Source organism: Pseudomonas sp. TH41 (genome assembly GCF_016650695.1).
Taxonomy (GTDB): domain Bacteria; phylum Pseudomonadota; class Gammaproteobacteria; order Pseudomonadales; family Pseudomonadaceae; genus Aquipseudomonas.
Genome location: NZ_JAEKFH010000005.1, coordinates 401,555 through 421,357 on the forward strand (window position 1 = coordinate 401,555; position 19,803 = coordinate 421,357).

Annotated in this window: 17 protein-coding genes; 7 read left to right on the forward strand and 10 right to left on the reverse strand. The window is 60.3% G+C overall.

The window, feature by feature from the left end; genetic code table 11:
* Window positions 1-34: 34 nt before the first annotated feature.
* Window positions 35-658 carry a glutathione S-transferase N-terminal domain-containing protein gene (locus JFU37_RS20350; RefSeq protein ID WP_201117950.1) on the reverse strand — a complete coding sequence of 208 codons (624 nt, stop codon included), beginning with the start codon at window positions 656-658 and terminating at the stop codon, window positions 35-37.
* A gap of 302 nt (window positions 659-960) precedes the next feature.
* On the opposite strand from JFU37_RS20350, the gene JFU37_RS20355 reads away from it, so the two are divergent.
* Complete coding sequence (locus JFU37_RS20355; RefSeq protein WP_201117952.1) at window positions 961-1,323, forward strand: hypothetical protein; 363 nt, start codon at window positions 961-963, stop codon at window positions 1,321-1,323.
* Between the two features lie 336 nt (window positions 1,324-1,659).
* Here the strand turns inward: JFU37_RS20355 and JFU37_RS20360 are convergent, their stop codons facing one another.
* The gene (locus tag JFU37_RS20360) at window positions 1,660-2,751 is read right to left on the reverse strand and encodes a DUF1615 domain-containing protein (RefSeq protein WP_201117954.1); all 1,092 of its coding nucleotides are present in this window, start codon (window positions 2,749-2,751) and stop codon (window positions 1,660-1,662) included.
* 220 nt (window positions 2,752-2,971) lie between these two features.
* Here JFU37_RS20360 and JFU37_RS20365 point away from each other — a divergent pair, with 220 nt between their 5' ends.
* Complete coding sequence (locus JFU37_RS20365) at window positions 2,972-4,501, forward strand: FAD-dependent oxidoreductase (protein ID WP_201117956.1); 1,530 nt, start codon at window positions 2,972-2,974, stop codon at window positions 4,499-4,501.
* A gap of 97 nt (window positions 4,502-4,598) precedes the next feature.
* Here the strand turns inward: JFU37_RS20365 and hemB are convergent, their stop codons facing one another.
* The 3 genes from hemB to JFU37_RS20380 form a co-directional block, all read right to left on the reverse strand.
* Window positions 4,599-5,573 (reverse strand): porphobilinogen synthase, encoded by a 975-nt coding sequence (hemB, locus tag JFU37_RS20370; RefSeq protein ID WP_201117958.1) that lies wholly within the window; start codon window positions 5,571-5,573, stop codon window positions 4,599-4,601.
* Between the two features lie 250 nt (window positions 5,574-5,823).
* Window positions 5,824-6,666, reverse strand: coding sequence for a PhzF family phenazine biosynthesis protein (locus JFU37_RS20375; RefSeq protein ID WP_201117960.1), 843 nt, complete (start codon window positions 6,664-6,666; stop codon window positions 5,824-5,826).
* Window positions 6,667-6,684: 18 nt separating this feature from the next.
* On the reverse strand, window positions 6,685-7,398 hold the full coding sequence (locus JFU37_RS20380) for a glutathione binding-like protein (protein WP_201117963.1): 714 nt from the start codon (window positions 7,396-7,398) through the stop codon (window positions 6,685-6,687).
* A gap of 339 nt (window positions 7,399-7,737) precedes the next feature.
* Between JFU37_RS20380 and JFU37_RS20385 the strand changes: the two genes are divergently transcribed.
* Both JFU37_RS20385 and JFU37_RS20390 read left to right on the forward strand, forming a co-directional pair.
* On the forward strand, window positions 7,738-8,412 hold the full coding sequence (locus tag JFU37_RS20385) for a histidine phosphatase family protein (protein WP_201117965.1): 675 nt from the start codon (window positions 7,738-7,740) through the stop codon (window positions 8,410-8,412).
* Window positions 8,413-8,504: 92 nt separating this feature from the next.
* On the forward strand, window positions 8,505-9,560 hold the full coding sequence (locus JFU37_RS20390) for a permease (RefSeq protein ID WP_201117967.1): 1,056 nt from the start codon (window positions 8,505-8,507) through the stop codon (window positions 9,558-9,560).
* A gap of 118 nt (window positions 9,561-9,678) precedes the next feature.
* On the opposite strand, the gene mnmH is transcribed toward JFU37_RS20390, so the two are convergent.
* The gene (mnmH, locus tag JFU37_RS20395; protein ID WP_201117969.1) at window positions 9,679-10,782 is read right to left on the reverse strand and encodes a tRNA 2-selenouridine(34) synthase MnmH; all 1,104 of its coding nucleotides are present in this window, start codon (window positions 10,780-10,782) and stop codon (window positions 9,679-9,681) included.
* On the reverse strand, window positions 10,782-11,816 hold the full coding sequence (gene selD, locus JFU37_RS20400; protein ID WP_201117971.1) for a selenide, water dikinase SelD: 1,035 nt from the start codon (window positions 11,814-11,816) through the stop codon (window positions 10,782-10,784). The genes mnmH and selD overlap by 1 nt, the downstream gene beginning before the upstream one ends.
* Window positions 11,817-12,005: 189 nt before the next feature.
* On the opposite strand from selD, the gene zapE reads away from it, so the two are divergent.
* Window positions 12,006-13,136, forward strand: a complete 1,131-nt coding sequence (gene zapE, locus JFU37_RS20405; RefSeq protein ID WP_201117978.1) for a cell division protein ZapE — start codon at window positions 12,006-12,008, stop codon at window positions 13,134-13,136.
* A gap of 197 nt (window positions 13,137-13,333) precedes the next feature.
* Window positions 13,334-14,647 (forward strand): leucine-rich repeat-containing protein kinase family protein, encoded by a 1,314-nt coding sequence (locus tag JFU37_RS20410; RefSeq protein WP_201117979.1) that lies wholly within the window; start codon window positions 13,334-13,336, stop codon window positions 14,645-14,647.
* A gap of 88 nt (window positions 14,648-14,735) precedes the next feature.
* Here JFU37_RS20410 and JFU37_RS20415 read toward each other — a convergent pair whose 3' ends face one another.
* Window positions 14,736-15,443 carry a YebC/PmpR family DNA-binding transcriptional regulator gene (locus JFU37_RS20415; protein ID WP_059406548.1) on the reverse strand — a complete coding sequence of 236 codons (708 nt, stop codon included), beginning with the start codon at window positions 15,441-15,443 and terminating at the stop codon, window positions 14,736-14,738.
* A gap of 233 nt (window positions 15,444-15,676) precedes the next feature.
* Between JFU37_RS20415 and JFU37_RS20420 the strand changes: the two genes are divergently transcribed.
* On the forward strand, window positions 15,677-16,999 hold the full coding sequence (locus JFU37_RS20420; protein ID WP_201117980.1) for a type VI secretion system Vgr family protein: 1,323 nt from the start codon (window positions 15,677-15,679) through the stop codon (window positions 16,997-16,999).
* 6 nt (window positions 17,000-17,005) lie between these two features.
* On the opposite strand, the gene JFU37_RS20425 is transcribed toward JFU37_RS20420, so the two are convergent.
* Window positions 17,006-18,397 carry an FAD-dependent oxidoreductase gene (locus JFU37_RS20425; RefSeq protein WP_201117981.1) on the reverse strand — a complete coding sequence of 464 codons (1,392 nt, stop codon included), beginning with the start codon at window positions 18,395-18,397 and terminating at the stop codon, window positions 17,006-17,008.
* A gap of 10 nt (window positions 18,398-18,407) precedes the next feature.
* Window positions 18,408-19,733: an MFS transporter gene (locus tag JFU37_RS20430; protein WP_201117983.1), complete on the reverse strand. Its 1,326-nt coding sequence runs from the start codon at window positions 19,731-19,733 to the stop codon at window positions 18,408-18,410.
* Window positions 19,734-19,803: the final 70 nt, after the last annotated feature.

Here is a 19,803-nt window from a genome sequence, read left to right on the forward strand (position 1 = left end):
GCTCGCTCCCACATTGATGGATTGGCGGTGTTCTTCAGGCGGGCCAATGCCGGGCAAAGACCGGTGCCAACGTCGGGTGCCGGTCGATTCGCTCAAGCCATGCCGAAAAACCGGGTCGGGCACTGCGTAAATGCTCGCGACTGCCGGCCCACCGCGTGATCACTGCCGCCAACACATCCAGTGCCCCCGGCGTCTCATCGCCCAGATACAACTCGCCCGAAAACTGATCGGCAAACACCTCCCAACTCCGATGCAGGCGCCCACGGGTACCGGCCATGAGGTTCTGCCTGGACGACTCGTCCGCCTTGACCAGCCAGCGCTCGGGGTAATCGATGATGCCGATGGCCGGATAGCAATTGCTGACGATGTACACCAGGCCGCGAATCGCCTGATCGCGCTCGGCGGGCAGTTTTGGCAACAACTTCGATTGGGGAAACGTCAGCCCCAGGTGAATCAGGATTGCCGCGCTCTCGGTCAAAATGCTGCCGTCGGGCAATTGCAGCGTCGGAATCTGCTTGAGCGGGTTGAGTTTCTCAAGGGTTTGAGCCGCCTCCAGGGACGCTTGCGCGTCGATGAAGCGGTAAGGAATCTCGCAGAGTTCAAGGGCCGCTTCTATCGCCGCAGCGCCGGAGTTCTTGTGTCCGTAAAGCTGGTACATAAACACTTCCTTGGGACCACGAAGTGGAAAAGATCAAAAGACCGGAACCTGCGGCAACACCTACCCAAGCGCAGCAATCAACTGCGCCGTCGTGACAAGGCACCCGCCAGCTAACCAGTGTAGAAGCCGTGGCCGACCACACCGTCGCCACCCGACGACCGAACCATCACGCTCGCGTGGGATTCCTTCCACGCCCTATCATTGCTGTCGATGTTCACCATCACGTCAATGAAGTTCTCATAAAAAATCCGCGGCGTAACATCGGCTCCATACAAACCAACAACACCCCGGAGCACACTCTCATGAAACGCCAAACCCTTCTCAGCATCGCTTTCTCGGTTTTTGCAGTTAACGCTTTTGCCGCTGCCCCTGCTCACCCGGTTGTCGCTGAAGGCGGCTCGGATCGTCTGATTGAAAGTCGTGTGGTTGAAGGTGGTTCGGATCGTCTGATCGAGAGCCGTGTGGCTGAAGGTGGTTCCGATCGTCTGATCGAGAGCCGTGTGGCTGAAGGTGGTTCCGATCGTCTGATCGAGAGTCGTGTGGCTGAAGGTGGCTCGGATCGTCTGATCGAAAACCGTGTGGCTGAAGGTGGTTCCGATCGTCTGATCGAGAGCCGTGTGGCTGAAGGTGGCTCGGATCGTCTGATCGAGAGCCGTGTTGCATGAATGAATAGCTTGCAAGCAGCACTCAACGAGAAAGCCCGGCCTAAACAGCCAGCGAAAATTGTAGGAGCGAGCTTGCTCGCGATGGACTCAAGAGCGCCGCGCTTAGCCAGTAAACACGCATCATCGTTAACGACCATCGCGAGCGAGCTCGCTCCTACACGAAAAACCCGGCCTCATCAGCCGGGTTTTTTTATGCCTGTAATAATCTGGAACTCATGCAGTGTTCGGGCATGCGCCAAGATCGCAGCCTGCGGCAGCTCCTACAGGGATCGCGTACGACCACGCGGTTGTACCCCGCCCTTGTAGGAGCTGCCGCAGGCTGCGATCTTTTGATCTTCAACGCGCCTTCACCATGCACCGCTGATAACGCTCATCGACCCGTTTGGCAAACCACGCCGTGGTGAGTTTGCGGGTAATTTTCGGGCTCTCCAGCACGATCCCCGGCAGCACCGCACGAGGCAATGGCCGGCCTTCAGCCTTTTCGGCCAACTCGAAGACCCGCCGATAGAGTGTGCTGTCCTCGAAATCGATGCTTTTGCCTTCTTCCAGCTGATCCCGGATTGTCGGATTGCGCATGCCCAGTTGCTTGCCAAGGGTGCGCACTGCCAGCTCCGTGGTGCCCGGCATGATCGAGTCATAGCGGATCAAATCACCGTCCAGCGCAAGCGGTATGCCCGAGGCCCGACTCACTGCGTTCTGAAACGCGGCATTACGGCTGGCGTACCAACCGGCATTGAAATCGGCAAAACGATAAAGCGGCTGGGTGTAGCTCACCGGATAACCGAGCAAATGGGCGATACCGAAATACAGGCCACCGCGCCGCGTAAACACTTCATGACGGATCGAACCCTCCACCGGGTACGGATAATCCTTTGCGTGTTGCTCGGCAAATTCAATGCTGACCTGCATCGGCCCGGCGGTGTGCACCGGGTTGAAACCTGCGAACAACGTCTGGCCCATGGGCACCATGCCAATAAAGTCATCGAAAATCGCGCTGAGTTCTTTTTCACTGCGCGCCGCACTCAGTCGATCGCTGTAGCTTTTGCCGTTGGGTGAACGCACCTGCAATGCGCCGCTCACCAGCAGGCCGGGAATGTGAGCTTTGGCGGCCCGACGGTCGATCTCGTCGCGGGCGATCTTGCCCAGGCCCGGCACCGCTGGGTCTACCTGAAAAGTGGACTCTTGCTCGGAGACCGCCAATACCGAGCACAGGTTTTGCGTGGTCGGTGAGATTTTCTGGGCAGCAAATGCCGCATAAATGTCCGTGGCCCAGCCTTGGCGATCGACAGTCTTGGCGGGCAACAGGCGCACGATCTCCGCCTTGACCTCGTCGGGCTTGCGCGCCGCCGCTTCCTGAGGACGCTGAGTGCCGCAACCGGCCAGAACCATCAGCGCGGCGACACTCATGATCAATCGATTGGCTTGCATGTTGCTCCATCTAATCCGCTTAACCGGGGTCACCATACGTTTAATGCCATGACGCAGGCTATGACTGCTGGCGGTCTCCGGATGTTCCAGCCCCCCCTTTTCACAGCAGGTCTTCGTTCCCTTCGAGCACGCCCGCAAGGTCTTTTTCCGTTGGGCAGTCAGCCTGACCGTCCTCTGCGAGTGAACCATACTTGCTCCACAAACCGAGGAGGACGAGCGCATGAACCGTAGCGACGTATTGATCATCGGCGCCGGCCCCACCGGGCTGGTGCTGGCGCTATGGCTGAGCAAACTGGGGGTACGCGTGCGGATTATCGACAAGACGTCGACCGCCGGCACCACGTCCCGGGCACTGGCCGTCCAGGCACGGACGCTGGAACTCTACCGTCAGCTCGACCTCAGCGATGCCATTGTGCGCGACGGCCATCGCGTGGCAGCCGCCAATTTCTGGGTCAAGGGCGAACCCGTGGCGCGGCTGCCGCTCACCCGCATCGGCGAGGGTTTGACGCCCTATGCGTTCCTCGAGATTTTCCCCCAGGACGAGCACGAACGGCTACTGATAGACCGCCTGGAAGCCTTTGGCATCAGGGTTGAGCGCAACACTGAACTGGAAAGCTTCGAGGAAACCGGCGACGGTATCACTGCCCATCTGCGTCTGCCCGATGGCCAGCAGGAAACCTGCCAGGCCTGTTACGTCGCGGGTTGTGACGGTGCCCGGTCGATTGTGCGCAAGACCCTCGACACGGGATTTCCCGGCGGCACCTACCAGCAGATTTTCTACGTGGCGGATGTGCAAGCCAGCGGCCCGGCGTTCAACGGCGAACTGCACGTGGACCTCGATGAAGCGGATTTTCTCGCGGTGTTTCCATTGGCGGGCGACGGTCGTGCGCGGCTGATCGGCACCGTGCGCGATGAACGTGCCGAGCATGCCGAAGCCCTGCGATTCGAAGACGTCAGCAGTCGCGCTATCGAGCATATGAAGGTGCACATCGAACAGGTGAACTGGTTCTCGACCTACCGGGTGCATCATCGGGTGGCGGATCACTTTCGCAAAGGGCGCGCATTTCTGTTGGGCGACGCTGCGCATGTCCACAGCCCGGCGGGTGGCCAGGGCATGAACACAGGAATCGGCGATGCCATCAACCTGGCGTGGAAACTCGCCGCCGTATTGAGCGGTGGTGCCGAGGCTAAATTACTCGACACCTACGAAACCGAGCGCATCGCTTTTGCGCGAAAACTGGTGGCGACGACCGACCGGGTGTTCAGTTTCGTCACCGCCGAAGGCCGCATGGCCGATGTACTGCGCACTCGCCTGGCACCGTTCGTGATCCCCAAAATGGCCTCGTTCGAGACGACCCGCGAGTTCCTGTTTCGCACGGTGTCGCAGGTCACCCTGAATTATCGCGGGACGCCCTTGAGCACCGGCGTTGCCGGTCACGTTCATGGCGGTGATCGATTGCCCTGGGCGCACGACGGTGAAGGGGACAATTTCGAATCGCTGAGGTGTCCGACCTGGCAGGTGCATGTGTATGGCGACACCAGCGACGAAATGATCGCCTGGTGCGTCGAGCACCATTTGCCGCTGCATGTGTTTGACTGGCGGCCGGCGTTTGATGCAGCAGGCCTGGGGCGTAACGGGTTTTATCTATTGCGGCCGGATACGTACGTGGCGATTGCCGAAACGTGCTCGGACCCGAAAGTGATCGAGCGGTATTTCCGGGCTCACGGGATCAGGCCTTTTTTTGGCTGAACAGAACGTCAAAAGATCGCAGCCTGCGGCAGCTCCTACAGGGTGAACACCCTTCCCATGCAGGAGCTGCCGCAGGCTGCGATCTTTTGATCTTTTTTTAGATCCCTGCCAACGCCAGGTCCATCGCAAAGTAGGTAAAGATCAAATCCGCCCCTGCCCGCTTGATTGCGCCAAGACTCTCGCGGACCACACGCCCCTCATCAATCGCCCCCGCCTGCGCGGCGAACTTGATCATCGCGTACTCGCCGCTCACCTGATACGCCGACAGCGGCAAACGCGACACTTCACGAATATCGCGGATGATGTCCAGATACGCACCGGCCGGTTTGACCATCAGCGCATCGGCGCCTTCCTGCTCGTCCAGCAGTGACTCGCGCACTGCTTCGCGGCGGTTCATCGGGTTCATCTGATAGCTTTTGCGGTCGCCCTTGAGCGCACTGCCGCCGGCTTCACGGAACGGGCCGTAGAGTGCCGAGGCAAATTTGGTCGAATAGGCCATGATCGCGGTCTGGCTGAAACCGGCGTCATCGAGCGCCCGACGAATCGCCTGGACCTGGCCATCCATGGCGGCCGACGGGGCAATCACGTCAGCACCGGCACGGGCGGCGGCCACGGCTTGTTTGCCGAGGTTGATCAGGGTCTGGTCGTTGTCGACTTCGTGGTGGTGCAACACGCCGCAATGGCCGTGGTCGGTGTACTCACAGAAACACGTGTCGGACATCACGATCATCTCCGGCACCGCGTCCTTGGCGATACGCGACATGCGCGACACCAGGCCGTTGTCGCTCCAGGTGTCGCTGCCGTTGCTGTCCAGGTGATGGGACACACCGAACGTCATCACCGACTTGATACCGGCCCGGGCATAACGTTCGATCTCGCCGGCCAGTTTCGACTCTGGAATGCGCACCACGCCGGGCATGCTCTTGATCGGCACGAAATCGTCGATTTCTTCTTCGACGAAAATCGGCAGGACCAGGTCGTTCAGACTGAATTCGGTTTCCTGGAACAGGCTGCGCAGGCTCGCATTGCGGCGCAGACGGCGTGGACGTGCTTCGGGGAACTGACTGGACATGAAATTTCCTGAAAAACGGAGGACGAGACAAAAGTGGCAGGGGCGAAGCTTATGCCCGGTTCGCCGTCAGGTACACATCTCAAGTGCGGAACAAACCCTTACCGCTTTGGCAATAATCGATACTGTGTAGGAGCGAGCTTGCTCGCGATGGACGTCAACGATCACGCGTGCGATCTGGATAACCGCGTTGCTCTTACATTTCTCGCGAGCAAGCTCGCTCCTACACGGTCGAACGCAGGCTCGGCAGCTGCTACAAGGTTAACGTGCCGGTAATACACGTCACCACAGAACCGCCGATCCAGATCTCATCCCCCACCTGATCGACCTGAATTCGGCCGGCGCGGCCCATGGTCAGGCCCTGGCTGACAACGTACGACGCCGGCGCCAACCCTTCGCTGAGCAGCCATTGGGCGATTCCGGCGTTCAAGCTGCCTGTGGCGGGGTCTTCCGGCATGCCGTCGCCGGAGATGAACGCCCGCACTTCGAATTGCGCGTCATCGCCATCGCGTTCGGCATTCCACGGTGCAATCACCCCCACCGCGAGGCCCAGCATTTGCGAATGATCCGGCTGCAAGCCGAGTACCTGATTCCGATCCTCGACCATCACCGCCAGCCAGCCGGCGCCATTATCGACCCACTGCGCCCGGACAATCGCGCCCGACTCCAGCCCCAGTCCACGGCGCACACGCTCCACCACGTCAACCTCCACCGGCCCGGTTCTGATCAGTGGCGGCGCAAGAAACGCCAGTTCCGCGCCTTGCCTGCGGACTCGTACCAGCCCCACACCGCACTCCTGAATGATCTCTGCGCCCTTGGGCACACCACCGGCTTCCAGCCAGGCGTGGCAAGTGCCCAAGGTCGGGTGTCCGGCGAATGGCAACTCGTTCAGGGTCGTGAATATTCGTACCCGATAGTCGGCCCGGGGATCACGCGGTTCGAGCACGAAGGTGGTTTCACTGAGATTGCTCCAGGTGGCAAACGCCGCCATGCGCTCATCGCTGAGCTCATCGGCGCCGAACACTACCGCCAGCGGGTTGCCCCCGAGTGCAACGCGGCTGAAGACATCGACTTGCTTGAAATCAAAGCTACTCATGGCCGTCCCTGGTCCTGATCAAATGGAATCGTTTGGCTTGGGGATTTCCAGCCCGCGCTTCACCGCCGGCCGCGCCAGGAAGCGTTCCAGCACCCGCGTGACATTGGGGAAATTCTGAATACCCACCAGATCGCCGGCCTCATAGAAGCCGATCAAGTTGCGTACCCAGGGAAAGGTCGCAATGTCGGCGATGGTGTAACGCTCGCCCATGATCCAGTCGCGACCTTGCAGGCGCCCATCAAGAACGCTCAACAACCTTTTACTTTCATCGACGTAACGATCACGGGGACGTTTGTCCTCGTAGTCCTTGCCGGCGAATTTGTTGAAGAACCCGAGCTGGCCGAACATCGGCCCGATCCCCCCCATCTGAAACATCAGCCACTGGATCGTCTCGTAACGCGCCGCCGACTCCTGAGCCAGCAGTTGTCCGCTTTTGTCAGCGAGGTAAATCAGAATCGCCCCCGACTCGAACAATGCCAGGGGTTGGTCGTCCGGGCCATGAGGGTCGAGGATGGCCGGGATCTTGTTGTTGGGGTTCAGCGACAGAAACGCGGGAGACATTTGATCGTTGGTGTCAAAACCGACGCGATGCGGCTCGTAGGGCAGGCCGATCTCTTCGAGCATGATCGAGACTTTGACGCCGTTGGGGGTCGGCAGGGAGTACAGCTGAATCCACTCCGGGTACTGGGCCGGCCATTTTTGGGTGATGGGGAACGCAGACAGATCGGTCATGGGAGAATCCACGAAGAAATTGGAGAGTGTCGATCATAATGTAGGAGCTGCCGAAGGCTGCGATCTTTTGTCTTTATCAATGTTGCTGATGAGAAAGATCAAAAGATCGCAGCCTTCGGCAGCTCCTACACGTGTACTGTGTCCATAAATGCGCAATATCATGTCGATAACCTCTGCTGCACATTTTGCGGAATCGAACCAAACGGGCTTCAGAGGACTCTGAGTACCGCCCTTTAGGAAACGGACCGGCTTAACGACATGGAAAACACCCAGTGCTCGGAGCTTGCGGTGTAAAGGTTTGTCAGCCTTAATCGAATGCGCCGAAGAACCCTTTATTCAATGAAGAACCCTTTGAACTTCGTCCAACACTTCAAACATCGCGCGTATGTTGTCCTGTCTGCCCTGTTGGCTGCCGGCGCACTTTTCCTGTTCCTGGAATCCAGTGACAGTCGCGCGCAACCGGTAGACGGCACCCAGACGCTGGTATTCCTGCGCCACGCGGAGAAACCCGCCGGAGGCCTGGGCCAGCTCAATTGCCAGGGATTCAATCGCGCCATCGACCTGGCCACCTTGCTGCCGGAAAAATTCGGCAAGGCCAATTACGTGTTCGCGGCCAACCCGACGCGCAATGTCGAGGAAGGTGAACTCGACAATTCCTACAGTTACATCCGGCCTTTGATGACCATCAGCCCCAGCGCGATCAAGCTCGGGTTGCCGGTGAACATCAATTTCTCGGCCAACGACACCAGCGACCTGGCCGAGGAACTGCTGCTCGACAAGTATCACAACTCGGTCATCTACACCGCGTGGTCCCACGGCTATTTGCCGGAGCTGATCAACAAGGTCGCCGGGGAAGCCGTCGGCAAGAAACAAAACATCACCGACGACTGGGCGTCCAGCGATTACGACTCGCTGTACGTGCTTACCCTGACGTGGCACAACGGCAAGGCCAGTCTGGTCAGCCATAGCTACAAACAGGGCCTGGATAATGGTTCGCAGGTCTGTCCGACATAAGTCTCGGCCGCGTCCCACAAATGGTGGCGACTACGGGTTCCGGGGGCTGGACTATCCTGTACGCATCTCCCCCTCTCGAGCGGAACCTCTCCATGTCACTTTCAAGCGCAGCTGTCCCCTCCAGGGGTTGGTCGTTCTGGTGGAAACCCGCCCTGTTTATCCTGGTGGCCTGTATCGGCCTCTACTACGTCAAATGGTCGCCTTATTACGCGAAAGCATTCCTCGCGGCTGACAACCACAGCATCGGCGCCTCTATTCTCAACGATGCACAAACCGCTCCCCTGACTGCCGCGCTGACCTACGCCAAGGTGTATTTCCTGGCGATCTGGAAAGCTGCCGTGCTGGCGGTGATCCTTGGTTCTCTCCTGCAAGTACTGGTCCCGCGAGACTGGTTGCTGCGCCTGTTTGGCCGAGCCGGTTTTGCGTCGACCCTGCGCGGAGGTCTGTTCGCCCTGCCGGGGATGATGTGCTCGTGCTGCGCCGCCCCGGTGGCCGCCGGCATGCGCCGTTCGAATGTATCGGTCGGCGCGGCGCTGGCGTTCTGGATCGGCAACCCGGTGCTCAACCCGGCCACCCTGGTGTTCATGGGCTTCGTGCTGGGTTGGGGCTTCACGGCGTTGCGTCTGGTGGCGGGGATTGTTCTGGTGTTTGGTGTGTCGATGATCGCTCAGCGCATCGCCGGCCCTGAGGTGTTGCCGGAAGCCGCTGTCGAAGCAGTGGCCGACGCCAGCGAAAAGGATACGCAACCGTTCCTGACCCGCTGGGGCCGGACATTGTGGCAATTATTCTGGAGCACCATCCCTATCTACATCCTGGCAGTCCTGGTGCTGGGCGCAGTGCGGGTCTGGGTGTTTCCGCACATTGATGGCGCCATGGCCAACAGCCTGTTGTGGCTGGTGCCGCTGGCGATCATCGGCACGCTGTTTGTGATCCCCACCGCCGCTGAGATCCCCATCGTGCAAACCATGATGACGCTGGGCATGGGCATCGCCCCGGCGGTCGCACTGTTGATGACCCTGCCGAGCATCAGCCTGCCGTCACTGCTGATGCTGCGTAAGGATTTCGATGCCAGGGTGCTGGTGAGCGTGGCGTTGATGACCATGGTGATTGGTGTGGTCAGCGGGGTGATCGGGGCTGCGTTGCTCTAGATTTACTGCGCCTGTAAGGGCCCCTTCGCGAGCAAGCCCGCTCCCACACTGGTTTTGTGAACACCACAGAACCAGTGTGGGAGCGGGCTTGCTCGCGAAGGGGCCAGCAAAAACAACATCACCCTCGCTGACTAACACGCTCCCGAAGGTACTCAAGAACAGCACCCCGCTCCCCGGAAAACTCGATCCGTGCCCCCTTCTTCTCCCGCTGGAACGCATACATCGGGTCGTAATACTCGCAGAGTAACCCTTCAATCCAGCCCCGGTGCAGGTCCACTGCCCCGCTGCTCGCCTGTTCCGCCAGCGCGTCTTCCATCAAAATCAGCATCCGCCGATGACGTTCGCCGCCCAGTCGTTTTTGAACATTGTTCAGACTCGCCAACAAGCGCTCGGAAAATAGCGAGAAGCCTTCATCGCCATAGACGCCAATGAACTCGGCACACAAATCCACCACGTAATCGCGCAAGATCCTCTCGACTCGCCCTTCCAGGCTGTCTTCAAGCCAGACCATCGGAAACTGCTGCATGCCCTGAAACAGTGGCAGCGGCAAGGCGCAACTGCCGACCATGCGACTCTCGTCTTCCAGTACAAACTGTTCGATGCCGTGGTTGCGCTTCTTCAGCACGTCCACCGCCAGCCGGTTTTCAAAGTCGATGTTGGAAGGTTGGCCCGTCGCGCGTTTGCCGAAACTGGAGCCTCGATGATTGGCGTGACCTTCAAGGTCCAGCCCGTTGCTCAACTGCGTGAGCACTTCGGTCTTGCCGGTGCCGGTCATGCCACCCAGCAACACGAATTCGCATTGGGCAACCGCCTGATCGATCGTCTCCAGCAAGAAAGTGCGCATGGCCTTATAGCCGCCACCAACCCGCGGGTAGTCGATACCCGCCTCGTCCTTGAGCCACTGCTGGACGATCTGCGAGCGCAAGCCGCCGCGAAAACAATACACATAACCCTCAGGATGCGCCCGGGCAAAATCGGCCCAGGCCTGAATACGTCCGGCCTTGATTTCACCCGACACCAATTGATGCCCCAGCGTAATGGCTGCTTGCTGACCGTGGTGTTTGTAACACGTGCCAACCCGTTGTCGCTCCAGATCGTTCATGAGCGGCAGGTTGATCACGCCGGGGAAAGCGCCTTTGTGAAACTCGACCGGCGCGCGGGCATCCATCATCGGCCGATCGTTGAGAAAGATGTCGCGGTAATCGGTGAATTCGATGGGCATCAGAACACCTCGACCGCGCGGCTCTGTCGCTCAACCAATTCGCCGATCGGCGCCAGGGTCAGACCCAACTCGGCGGCCACCTTGAGGAATTGCTCATTGCCCTCAGGGGTGACGGCGATCAGCAACCCACCGCTGGTCTGGGGATCGCAGAGCACTTGTTTATGCAGCTCCTGGAGACCACCGACCTTGCTCGCGTAGCTGTCAAAATTGCGCAGCGTCCCGCCCGGAACGCAACCCTGCTCAAGGTAATACTCGACACCCGGCAGGCGCGGCACACGGTCATATTCGATACGGGCAGACAGGTTGCTGCCGTCGGCCATTTCCACCAGGTGGCCGAGCAGGCCGAAACCGGTGACGTCGGTCATCGCGGTCACGCACTCGAGTTTGCCGAAACGGCTACCGGGTTTGTTCAGGGTACACATCCAGTCGCGGGCCAGACCGATGTCGCCATCGCGCAATTTTCCCTTTTTCTCGGCGGTGGTGAGGATGCCGATTCCCAGGGGTTTGGTGAGATAAAGCAGGCAACCGGCCGTGGCGGTGTCATTGCGTTTCATGTGGCGCTTTTCCACCAGCCCGGTGACCGCCAGGCCGAAAATCGGCTCCGGCGCATCGATCGAGTGCCCGCCGGCCAGCGGAATGCCTGCTTCGTCGCAGACCGAACGCCCACCGCGTATGACTTCACGGGCAATCTCCGGGGCCAGCACATTGACCGGCCAGCCGAGGATCGCGATCGCCATCAACGGATCGCCGCCCATGGCGTAGATATCACTGATTGCATTGGTGGCGGCGATGCGGCCGAAATCGAACGGGTCGTCGACGATCGGCATAAAAAAGTCGGTGGTCGAGACGACACCACGTTCTTCATCAATGGAATAGACGGCTGCGTCATCGCGGGAGGCATTGCCCACCCAAAGTTTCGGATCAAGGTTCTGCGCCCCGCTGCCGGCCAAAATCACCTCCAGCACCTGGGGAGAAATCTTGCAGCCACACCCTGCACCGTGGCTGTACTGGGTCAGGCGGATCGGCTCGTTCATGGGGGCACCTCGTGAAGTCAAGGTGACCGATTCTAGCAGAGCCCGGCTGCGCGAACCTCTGCGCACCCGCAAGCCGCGATCTTTTGCGCCGGACACACTGCCCGCAGTGGTCGGGTTATTCCTCCTTTGGTTACACTACGCCGCCGCAGCTCGGGGAGCTTGCCTGAAGATTACGGGGGTGACATCACAGTGGCCGCACGACCGCCCAACCGATCGCGATTCGCACCGCGCTGGTCCACGCTCCGCCGTCTCTTCGGCACAGGTTCGGCTACCACCGCCAGCGGCGCCGCGTCCGGCCGCGTCATCCACGATTACTTCCGTCACAAAGCCCATTCCCAGGGATACACCCTCAGCCATAGCCAACAGCGCGTGATCGACTGCATGGCGCAGCATGCCTCGGTGCTGTTGGGCACGTCGACGAAGACGCTTCCCGGCCTTTACCTGCATGGGGCCGTAGGTCGCGGCAAGAGCTGGCTGCTCGACGGTTTTTTCCAGGCCATCCCCCTCGCGGAAAAACAGCGCCTGCACTTTCATGAATTTTTCGCCCAACTGCACCAGGGCATGTTCCGTCATCGCGATCAGCCGGACGCGCTGGCAACGTCCCTTGATGAACAGCTGCGCGGTTGCCGGGTGCTATGTTTCGACGAGTTTCACGTCCACGACATCGGCGATGCAATGCTCATCACGCGGCTGTTCAAGGCCTTGTTTCGCCGGGGCATCCTGCTGCTGGTCACGTCCAACTACCCGCCGGAAGGCTTGCTGCCCAACCCGCTCTACCATGCGCGCTTCAAACCGGTGATCGACCTGATCAACGTGCGAATGCAGGTCATGGAGGTTGGCGGCCCGCACGACTACCGCAGCCAGGTCAGAACCCACGCACAGCAACTGTTCACCCGCGGCCATTACGTCTGGCCGGCCACGGTAGCGCAGCGGCAGGCATTGAGCCTGCCTGAACCCACGCCGACCGCCATCGAGCTGGCTGTCGGGACACGGCATCTTCAAGCCCGATATTGCGAGGGGCGGACCCTCGGCATGACCTTCAGCCAGCTGTGCGACCGCCCGACGGCGGTGATGGATTACCTGGAGCTGTGCCGCCGTTTCGATCACTGGATCATCTTTGATCTGCCCGACCTCGCCGATTGCTCGATCGCCGCGCAGCAGCGCTTCATCAATCTGATCGATGTTTTGTACGATCAGGACAAGCATTTGATTGTGCTCGGACAGCGATCGCTATGCGAAAGCCTGGGCGGCGATGCCATCGACCTGGCGCGCACGCGTAGCCGGTTGGGGCAGTTGGTCGAGGTCCGGGAAGCCGTTTGATCGATATTTTCCGGTTTGAGCGGCCGCCCCCTTCGCGAGCAAGCCCGCTCCCACAGTTGATCTGTGGCGTTCACAAAACCAATGTGGGAGCGGGCTTGCTCGCGAAGGCGGCCTGACAGGCAATACACTTTTCCCGCTATCATGTCGCCCATTTCGGGGCCTTCAAGCCCTCTTCCCGATTAAAAGTGAATCTGTTCATGGATACCCTCGCACAACTGCGCGCCGGCACGCTGACAGGCACTACCCGCCTGGACCTCGTTTGCGGACTGACGGAGTTCCCTCGGGAAATCTTCGACCTGGCGGACTCGCTGGAGGTGCTCAACCTCAGCGGCAATGCCTTGAGCAGCCTGCCGGACGACCTGCATCGCCTGACCCGTTTGCGCGTGCTGTTCTGCTCGGACAATCTGTTCACCGAACTGCCTGCCTGTATGGGTCAATGCACCGCGCTGACAATGATCGGCTTCAAGGCCAACCGCATCGAAAAAGTGCCGGCTGCCGCCCTGCCGCCGTTACTGCGCTGGCTGATTCTCACCGACAACTGCATCACTGAGCTGCCGACCGAGCTGGGTGAACGCCCGCACCTGCAAAAACTCATGCTGGCCGGTAACCGCTTGCAGCGCTTGCCCGAAAGCTTGCGTCACTGCCATCGACTCGAACTGATCCGCATCGCCGCCAACCAGTTGACCGAGCTGCCCGAGTGGTTGCTGTCCCTGCCGAGCCTGACCTGGCTGGCCTACGCGGGTAACCCGCTGGAAACCGAAGCCGATGCGGCCGCCCTTGAAGCGACGGCGAACATCCCTTGGTCGGAGCTGCGCCTGGAACAGCAACTGGGCGAAGGCGCTTCGGGGGTGATTCATCGGGCGACGTGGGATCGACCGGGGCAATCGGCCGTGCAGGTCGCGGTCAAGCTCTACAAAGGCGAAATGACCAGCGACGGCTCACCGTTGCACGAAATGAACGCCTGTATCACCGCCGGCCTCCACCCGAATCTGATTCGGGTCGAAGGACGGATCGTCAAGCATCCACAGGCCCAGGCCGGGCTGGTGATGCAACTGATCGATCCGAGCTACCGCAACCTCGCCGCACTGCCAAGCCTGGCGTCCTGCAGCCGGGACATCTATGCCAACGACACCCGTTTCAGTGCTGGCGTGGCATTGCGAATCGCCAATGGCATCGCCTCGGTGGCCGAACACCTGCACCAACAGGGCATCACCCACGGTGATCTCTATGGCCACAATATTTTGTGGGACGAGTCGGGTGATTGCCTGCTGGGGGACTTTGGTGCGGCGTCTTTCCACGCCACGTCGGACAGCCTGGAAAGCCGTGCATTACAACGGATCGAAGTGCGCGCGTTTGGCGTGTTGCTGGGGGAATTGCTGGAGCGGATCGACTCGGGGCTGAGCGATGAAAGTCGTCTGCAGCTAGAGGCGTTGCAACAGCGTTGCTGTCAGCCGGAGGTGCTGGCGCGGCCGGGGTTCAGTGAGATTGTGCAAGCGCTTCAAATCGGGTGATGTGCAAAAAAGATCGCAGCCTGCGGCAGCTCCTACAGGGTTTTGTGTACACCTGTAGGAGCTGCCGAAGGCTGCGATCTTTTGATCTTTAACCAGCCAACCCGACAAACATGTCCTGCACGTCATCATGGTTATCGAGGCCTTCCAGGAACGCTTCGACTTCAGCCATTTGCTCATCGCTCAACCCGGTGACCGGGTTCTTCGGCTGATAGCCCAACTTGGCCGACAACACGGTGAAACCTTGCTCAGGCAGGGCTTTTTGCACGGCATCCAGGTCTGCAGGCTCGGTCAGGAACAGGGTGGTGCCTTCTTCTTCACCCGGCTCGAAATCCTGGGCGCCCGCTTCAATGGCCGCCATTTCCGGATCGGCGTCAGGGCTGTCCGGGGACGCCTCGATCATGCCGACGTGGTTGAAGTCCCAGGCCACCGAACCGGAAGCGCCCAGTTGGCCCTTGCGGAAGGCGACGCGGATTTCGGCGACGGTGCGGTTGATGTTATCCGTCACGCATTCGACGATCAGCGGCACCTGATGCGGGGCAAAACCTTCATAGGTCACGCGATGGTATTGCACGGTCTCGCCGAGCTGGCCCGACCCTTTCTTGATCGCACGTTCCAGGGTTTCACGTGGCATCGAAGCCTTTTTCGCTTGCTCGACCACCAGGCGCAGGTGCGCGTTGGTGGCGACATCGGCGCCGTTGCGCGCAGCAATAGTGATTTCTTTCACCAGTTTGCCGAAGATCTTGCCCTTGGCGTTAGATGCCGCTTCTTTGTGTTTAACCTTCCACTGTGCGCCCATTTACTCACTCTCTTATCTGTGGCGCCGAGACATCTATTGGCCGACGCATGGCGCCAAGTTTATACGGCCTAAAGTTGGCAATCGACCACAAATTCTGACTTATACACCGGCACAACGGATCGACATCTTCCCCAGCGGTTGTAGGGCGATTCTGAAAAGTCGATTTACGGTGTCCCTAAACGGCAAGGGTTTCGTACCCTCTGCACCCGTATTCCCAGGCAGAAGCGCAATCGATGCACAACGACAAGGAAAGTCCCCTCACCCTGACACTGCTCGACGACGAGTTGAGTTTGCAGGTGTTGCAGTTCAGTGGCCATGAAGCCCTCAACCAGCCTTATCGATTCGACATCGAAGCCATCGGACTGGCACCGACGATCAGTCTTGATCGTCTGCTGCAACTACCGGTGTTCCTGAGCCTGGGGGATGGCACAGGCATTCACGGCATCCTGCACAGCGCCAGCCGCGAGCATCGCGGCCCACACCGAACCGGCTACCACCTGGTGTTGGTGCCTTACATTCAAAACCTCGACCGCCAGCGTTCCCGCCGGGTATTTCATCAACTCGGTGTGCCAGCCATCCTGCGTCAGTTGCTTGAAGAAAACGCGCTGCCCGAAAACAGCTATCGGTTTGAACTACCGAGCGCGCGCTATCCCATCCGGCCATTTTGCATTCAGTTTGATGAAAGTGACCTGGCGTTCCTGCAAAGGCTCTGTGAAGAAGAAGGCATCCACTTTCACTTCGAACATCGGCGCGACGGCCATGTGCTGGTACTGGCGGATGACAGCCTGAGTTTCCCCCAGGAGCCACTGCTGATGCCTTTTCAGGGCGATACGCCTCATCACCTGAATGGGCCGGTGATCAGTGAATTGTTCCAGCGTCACACCTCACCGCCACTCGCCGCGCACTCCGCCCCGCAGCCACTGCAACGTGAGCAACCCAGCCGTCGAATACTGGAGCGGCTGCGCTGCCTGCATTGGCAGATCCAAGGTCAAAGCAACCAGAGTCAATTGCGCAGCGGGCGAATCGTACAAGTGTCTGAACATCCGCTCCCCAGCTTCAACGATCAGTGGCTGCTGACCGAGATTCGGCATCAGGGTCAACAACCGTCGATTCTCGCCGACGACCGCATCGACATTGCCCGGCGTTACACCAATCGGTTCACCGCCATTCCGTGGTCAACCGTGTTCAGGCCTGCGCTCACACATGCCAGACCGCGCATTCCGGGCTTTCAGACAGCCAGGGTGCTGGGCCCTGCCGGGCAACCTTCGCCGCTGGATGAACGCGGGCGGATACAGGTCAGGTTGTGGCCAACACCTGCGTCCGATGCCGGCGAATCCTCCGGCATCTGGCTGCCCGTTGTGCTCGCAGCGCCTGACGGTCGGATCGATCCTTCCCGGCTGCCCCTGGGTGGCTGCGAAGTGCTCATCAGTTTTCTCGACAGCGACCCGGACCGTCCGGTGCTGTGCGCTGCCGCGAGCACCCCGCCAGCACCTCGAATCGCTTACGAGCCCCGCAACGATGGCCGATTACTGCTCGATTGGCTGATCAACCGCTAGGCGTACTCAACCCTTGTCAGCCTTGCCGGCCGCGGCGGCGAATTTCGCCAGGCGCACATCGAGATGCCGTGGCCGACGCCCGTGATCCTCGGCGCGCTCCTTGCGGCGGATGGCGTTGCGCACCATCAGTGAACCGAGATAACGGATCGGCTCCGGTGGAAAGAAGCCCAACGGGCCGTTGACCAGCGGTGAACGCGTCCACGCATTGTCCAATCCCTGAACCATTGAAGCGAGAATCTGCCCGCCCATATGACAGGGCCCGACCCCGCTGCCGGAATAGCCGAAACCGTAGAACACGTTGCCGCTGGCACTCATCTGGCCGAAGAACGGCAGCCCCGTCACCGAGCGATCTGACGGACCGTTCCAGGTGGCCTCGACCTTGACCCCGGCAAACGCCGGAAAGAACTCGGCGAGGCTGTGCTGCAACAGCCCCGCATACGGCGACGGCTGATCAAACACGGGCAACATCCGTCCACCATAGGCAAAGGTGTTGCCGCCCTTGCCGAGCATGATTCGACCGTCCGGGGTGTTGTGGTAGTAGTGCACGAAAATTCGCGAATCGAGCACGGTCACGCCACTGGTCAAGCCGATTTCATTGAGCAGGTCCGGGCGCGGCTCAGTGATCAGCATGTCGCTGGAAACGATCGCCACACTGCGCTCGAACTGCGGGAATGCGCGGGCCATCCACGCGTTCATCGCCAACACCACCCGGTCCGCACGAACGGTGCCGTTCGGCGTCCGGATGCCGGCGGGCGCGCCCTCCTCCAGCCCGGTCATCGCGGTGTTCTCGTGAATCCTCACCCCGAGTTGCAAGGCAACCCGGCGCAACCCGCGCACCAGTTTTCCTGGTTGCACGCTGGCGGCGGCTGGCGAAAACCAGCCTTCCAGATGCTTGCTGGAACCGGCCATGCGTTGCACATCGGCCACTGGTCGTTGGCTGAAGGAGTTGATCCCGTTGCGCTCCAACGCCGCAATCACGGCGTCGGTCGAACCGCATTGCGCACGGTTGGTCGCGGTGTAGAGCGTGCCGTCGAGGCGGTAGTCGGCGTCCACCGCGTACTGTTCGCAGAAGGCGCCGATGGCATGGATGCTGCGCTCGGATTCCTTGACCAACCGCACCGCCTCTTCGACGCCGAACAACCTTTCCAGCGTGAAATACTTGGCCGACCACGACAGCGCACAACCACCGTTGCGCCCGCTGGCGCCAGCCCCGCAAATGTCCGCTTCAATCAGCAGCACCTCCAGTTCAGGGTTCTGCTCCTTGAGCATGATCGCGGTCCACAATCCGGTGTAGCCGCCGCCGACGATGCAGACATCGGCGCGGGTATCGCCCGCCAAGGGTTTGCACGGCGCGCAGGATTCGGCCTCCAGCGCCTGTTCCAGCCAGAAAGGTCTCATCGGTAAATCCTCAGGTACGCAGGGGTTTGACGCTCATCGGCCGGTTCGGCACGAACGCGTTATCAGCACGCAAGCCAGCCGGGCGGCTGTTCCAGTGCGGGATCAGCACGAAGGCAGAGAACATCGCGCAGCCGGCGAAGACGATGAACACCGTCACCGAATCGAAGTAACCTGGCAGCAAACCGCCGAGAATCGCCCCGACCGAGCCGCAACCGTTGACGAAGCCTGCCGCCGTGGCGCCGGCCTTCGCGGTGCCGAAATCAATCGCCGCCGCGCCGCTGATCATCGAGTCCGGGCCGTACAGGGTCAGGCCCATGACGAACAGCAGTGCCACCACCAACACGACGCTGCCGGTGTGCAAAGCGCCCATGAACAGCGCCAGCGAAACGGTCAACGCCAACAGGCTGAGCACGCAGGCGGGCATCCGTCGGGCGCCGAACACTTTGTCCGAGGCCAGGCCGAGCAGGATGGGCCCGAGCAACCCGGCCAGTTCGAACGAGGTCGGAATGATCGCCGCGCCGACCTTGCCCACCGTCGGCATCTGCTCGAAGACGATCACCGGTCCCCAGAGCAAAATCGCGTAGCGCGCCGGTTTCAGCAGAAAGTAGGCGAAGCCGAGCACCAACACGGTACGGTTGCGCAGGATTTCCTTTAACGGCTCCAGAACACTGATTTTGCTTTGTGCATAGGCCTCATCGGCCGTCAGCTCCGGCTCCGGTTCCACCGCCGGCAAGCCGACATCTTCCGGTTTGTTACGTTGAAAAATAAAAAACAGCACGGCGACCAGCCCAACCACCGCCGCACTGGAAATGAACGCCGCATGCCAGGTGCCGATGAGCGTGTACGCCCACCAGCCGGCAAACGGCGAGGCCACCAGCCCGCCAAAGGCGTAGCAGGAGCTCCATAATCCGAGTACCCGCCCGCGTTGCTCGGCGGGAAAGAAACTCCCTATGTTTTTGCACAGCCCCGACCATCCCGTGGACTGCGCCAGCCCCTGAATCAGCATGCACGTGGCGAAGATCGGTAACGTTGCGAAGCTGCCCATCACCAGCGCTGCCGCCGCCGAAATCAGCAACCCGCCGAGCACCACGACCCGTGGGCCAAAGCGGTCGGCAACGATGCCCCAGGTGAATTGCCCGATGGCGTAAGCGGCGAGGTAGATCGCGTCGAGGTTGGCCATGGCCATTTTGTCGAGCATGAAGGTGGGGTCTTCAGCGATCCCCAGTTTTGCAACGGAAAAGGCTTTGCGGGTGAAATAGAACGCGGCGTAAGCGAGCCAGGTGATCGCGAAGATCTGCACGCGCCAACGCTTGATGGTGCCGATGTGATTGTTCATTGTGGTTCTGACCTCAGGGTGTGAGTGTGCCGGCAGAATTGGAAGAAAACGCCTGTGTTTTTATTGTTGA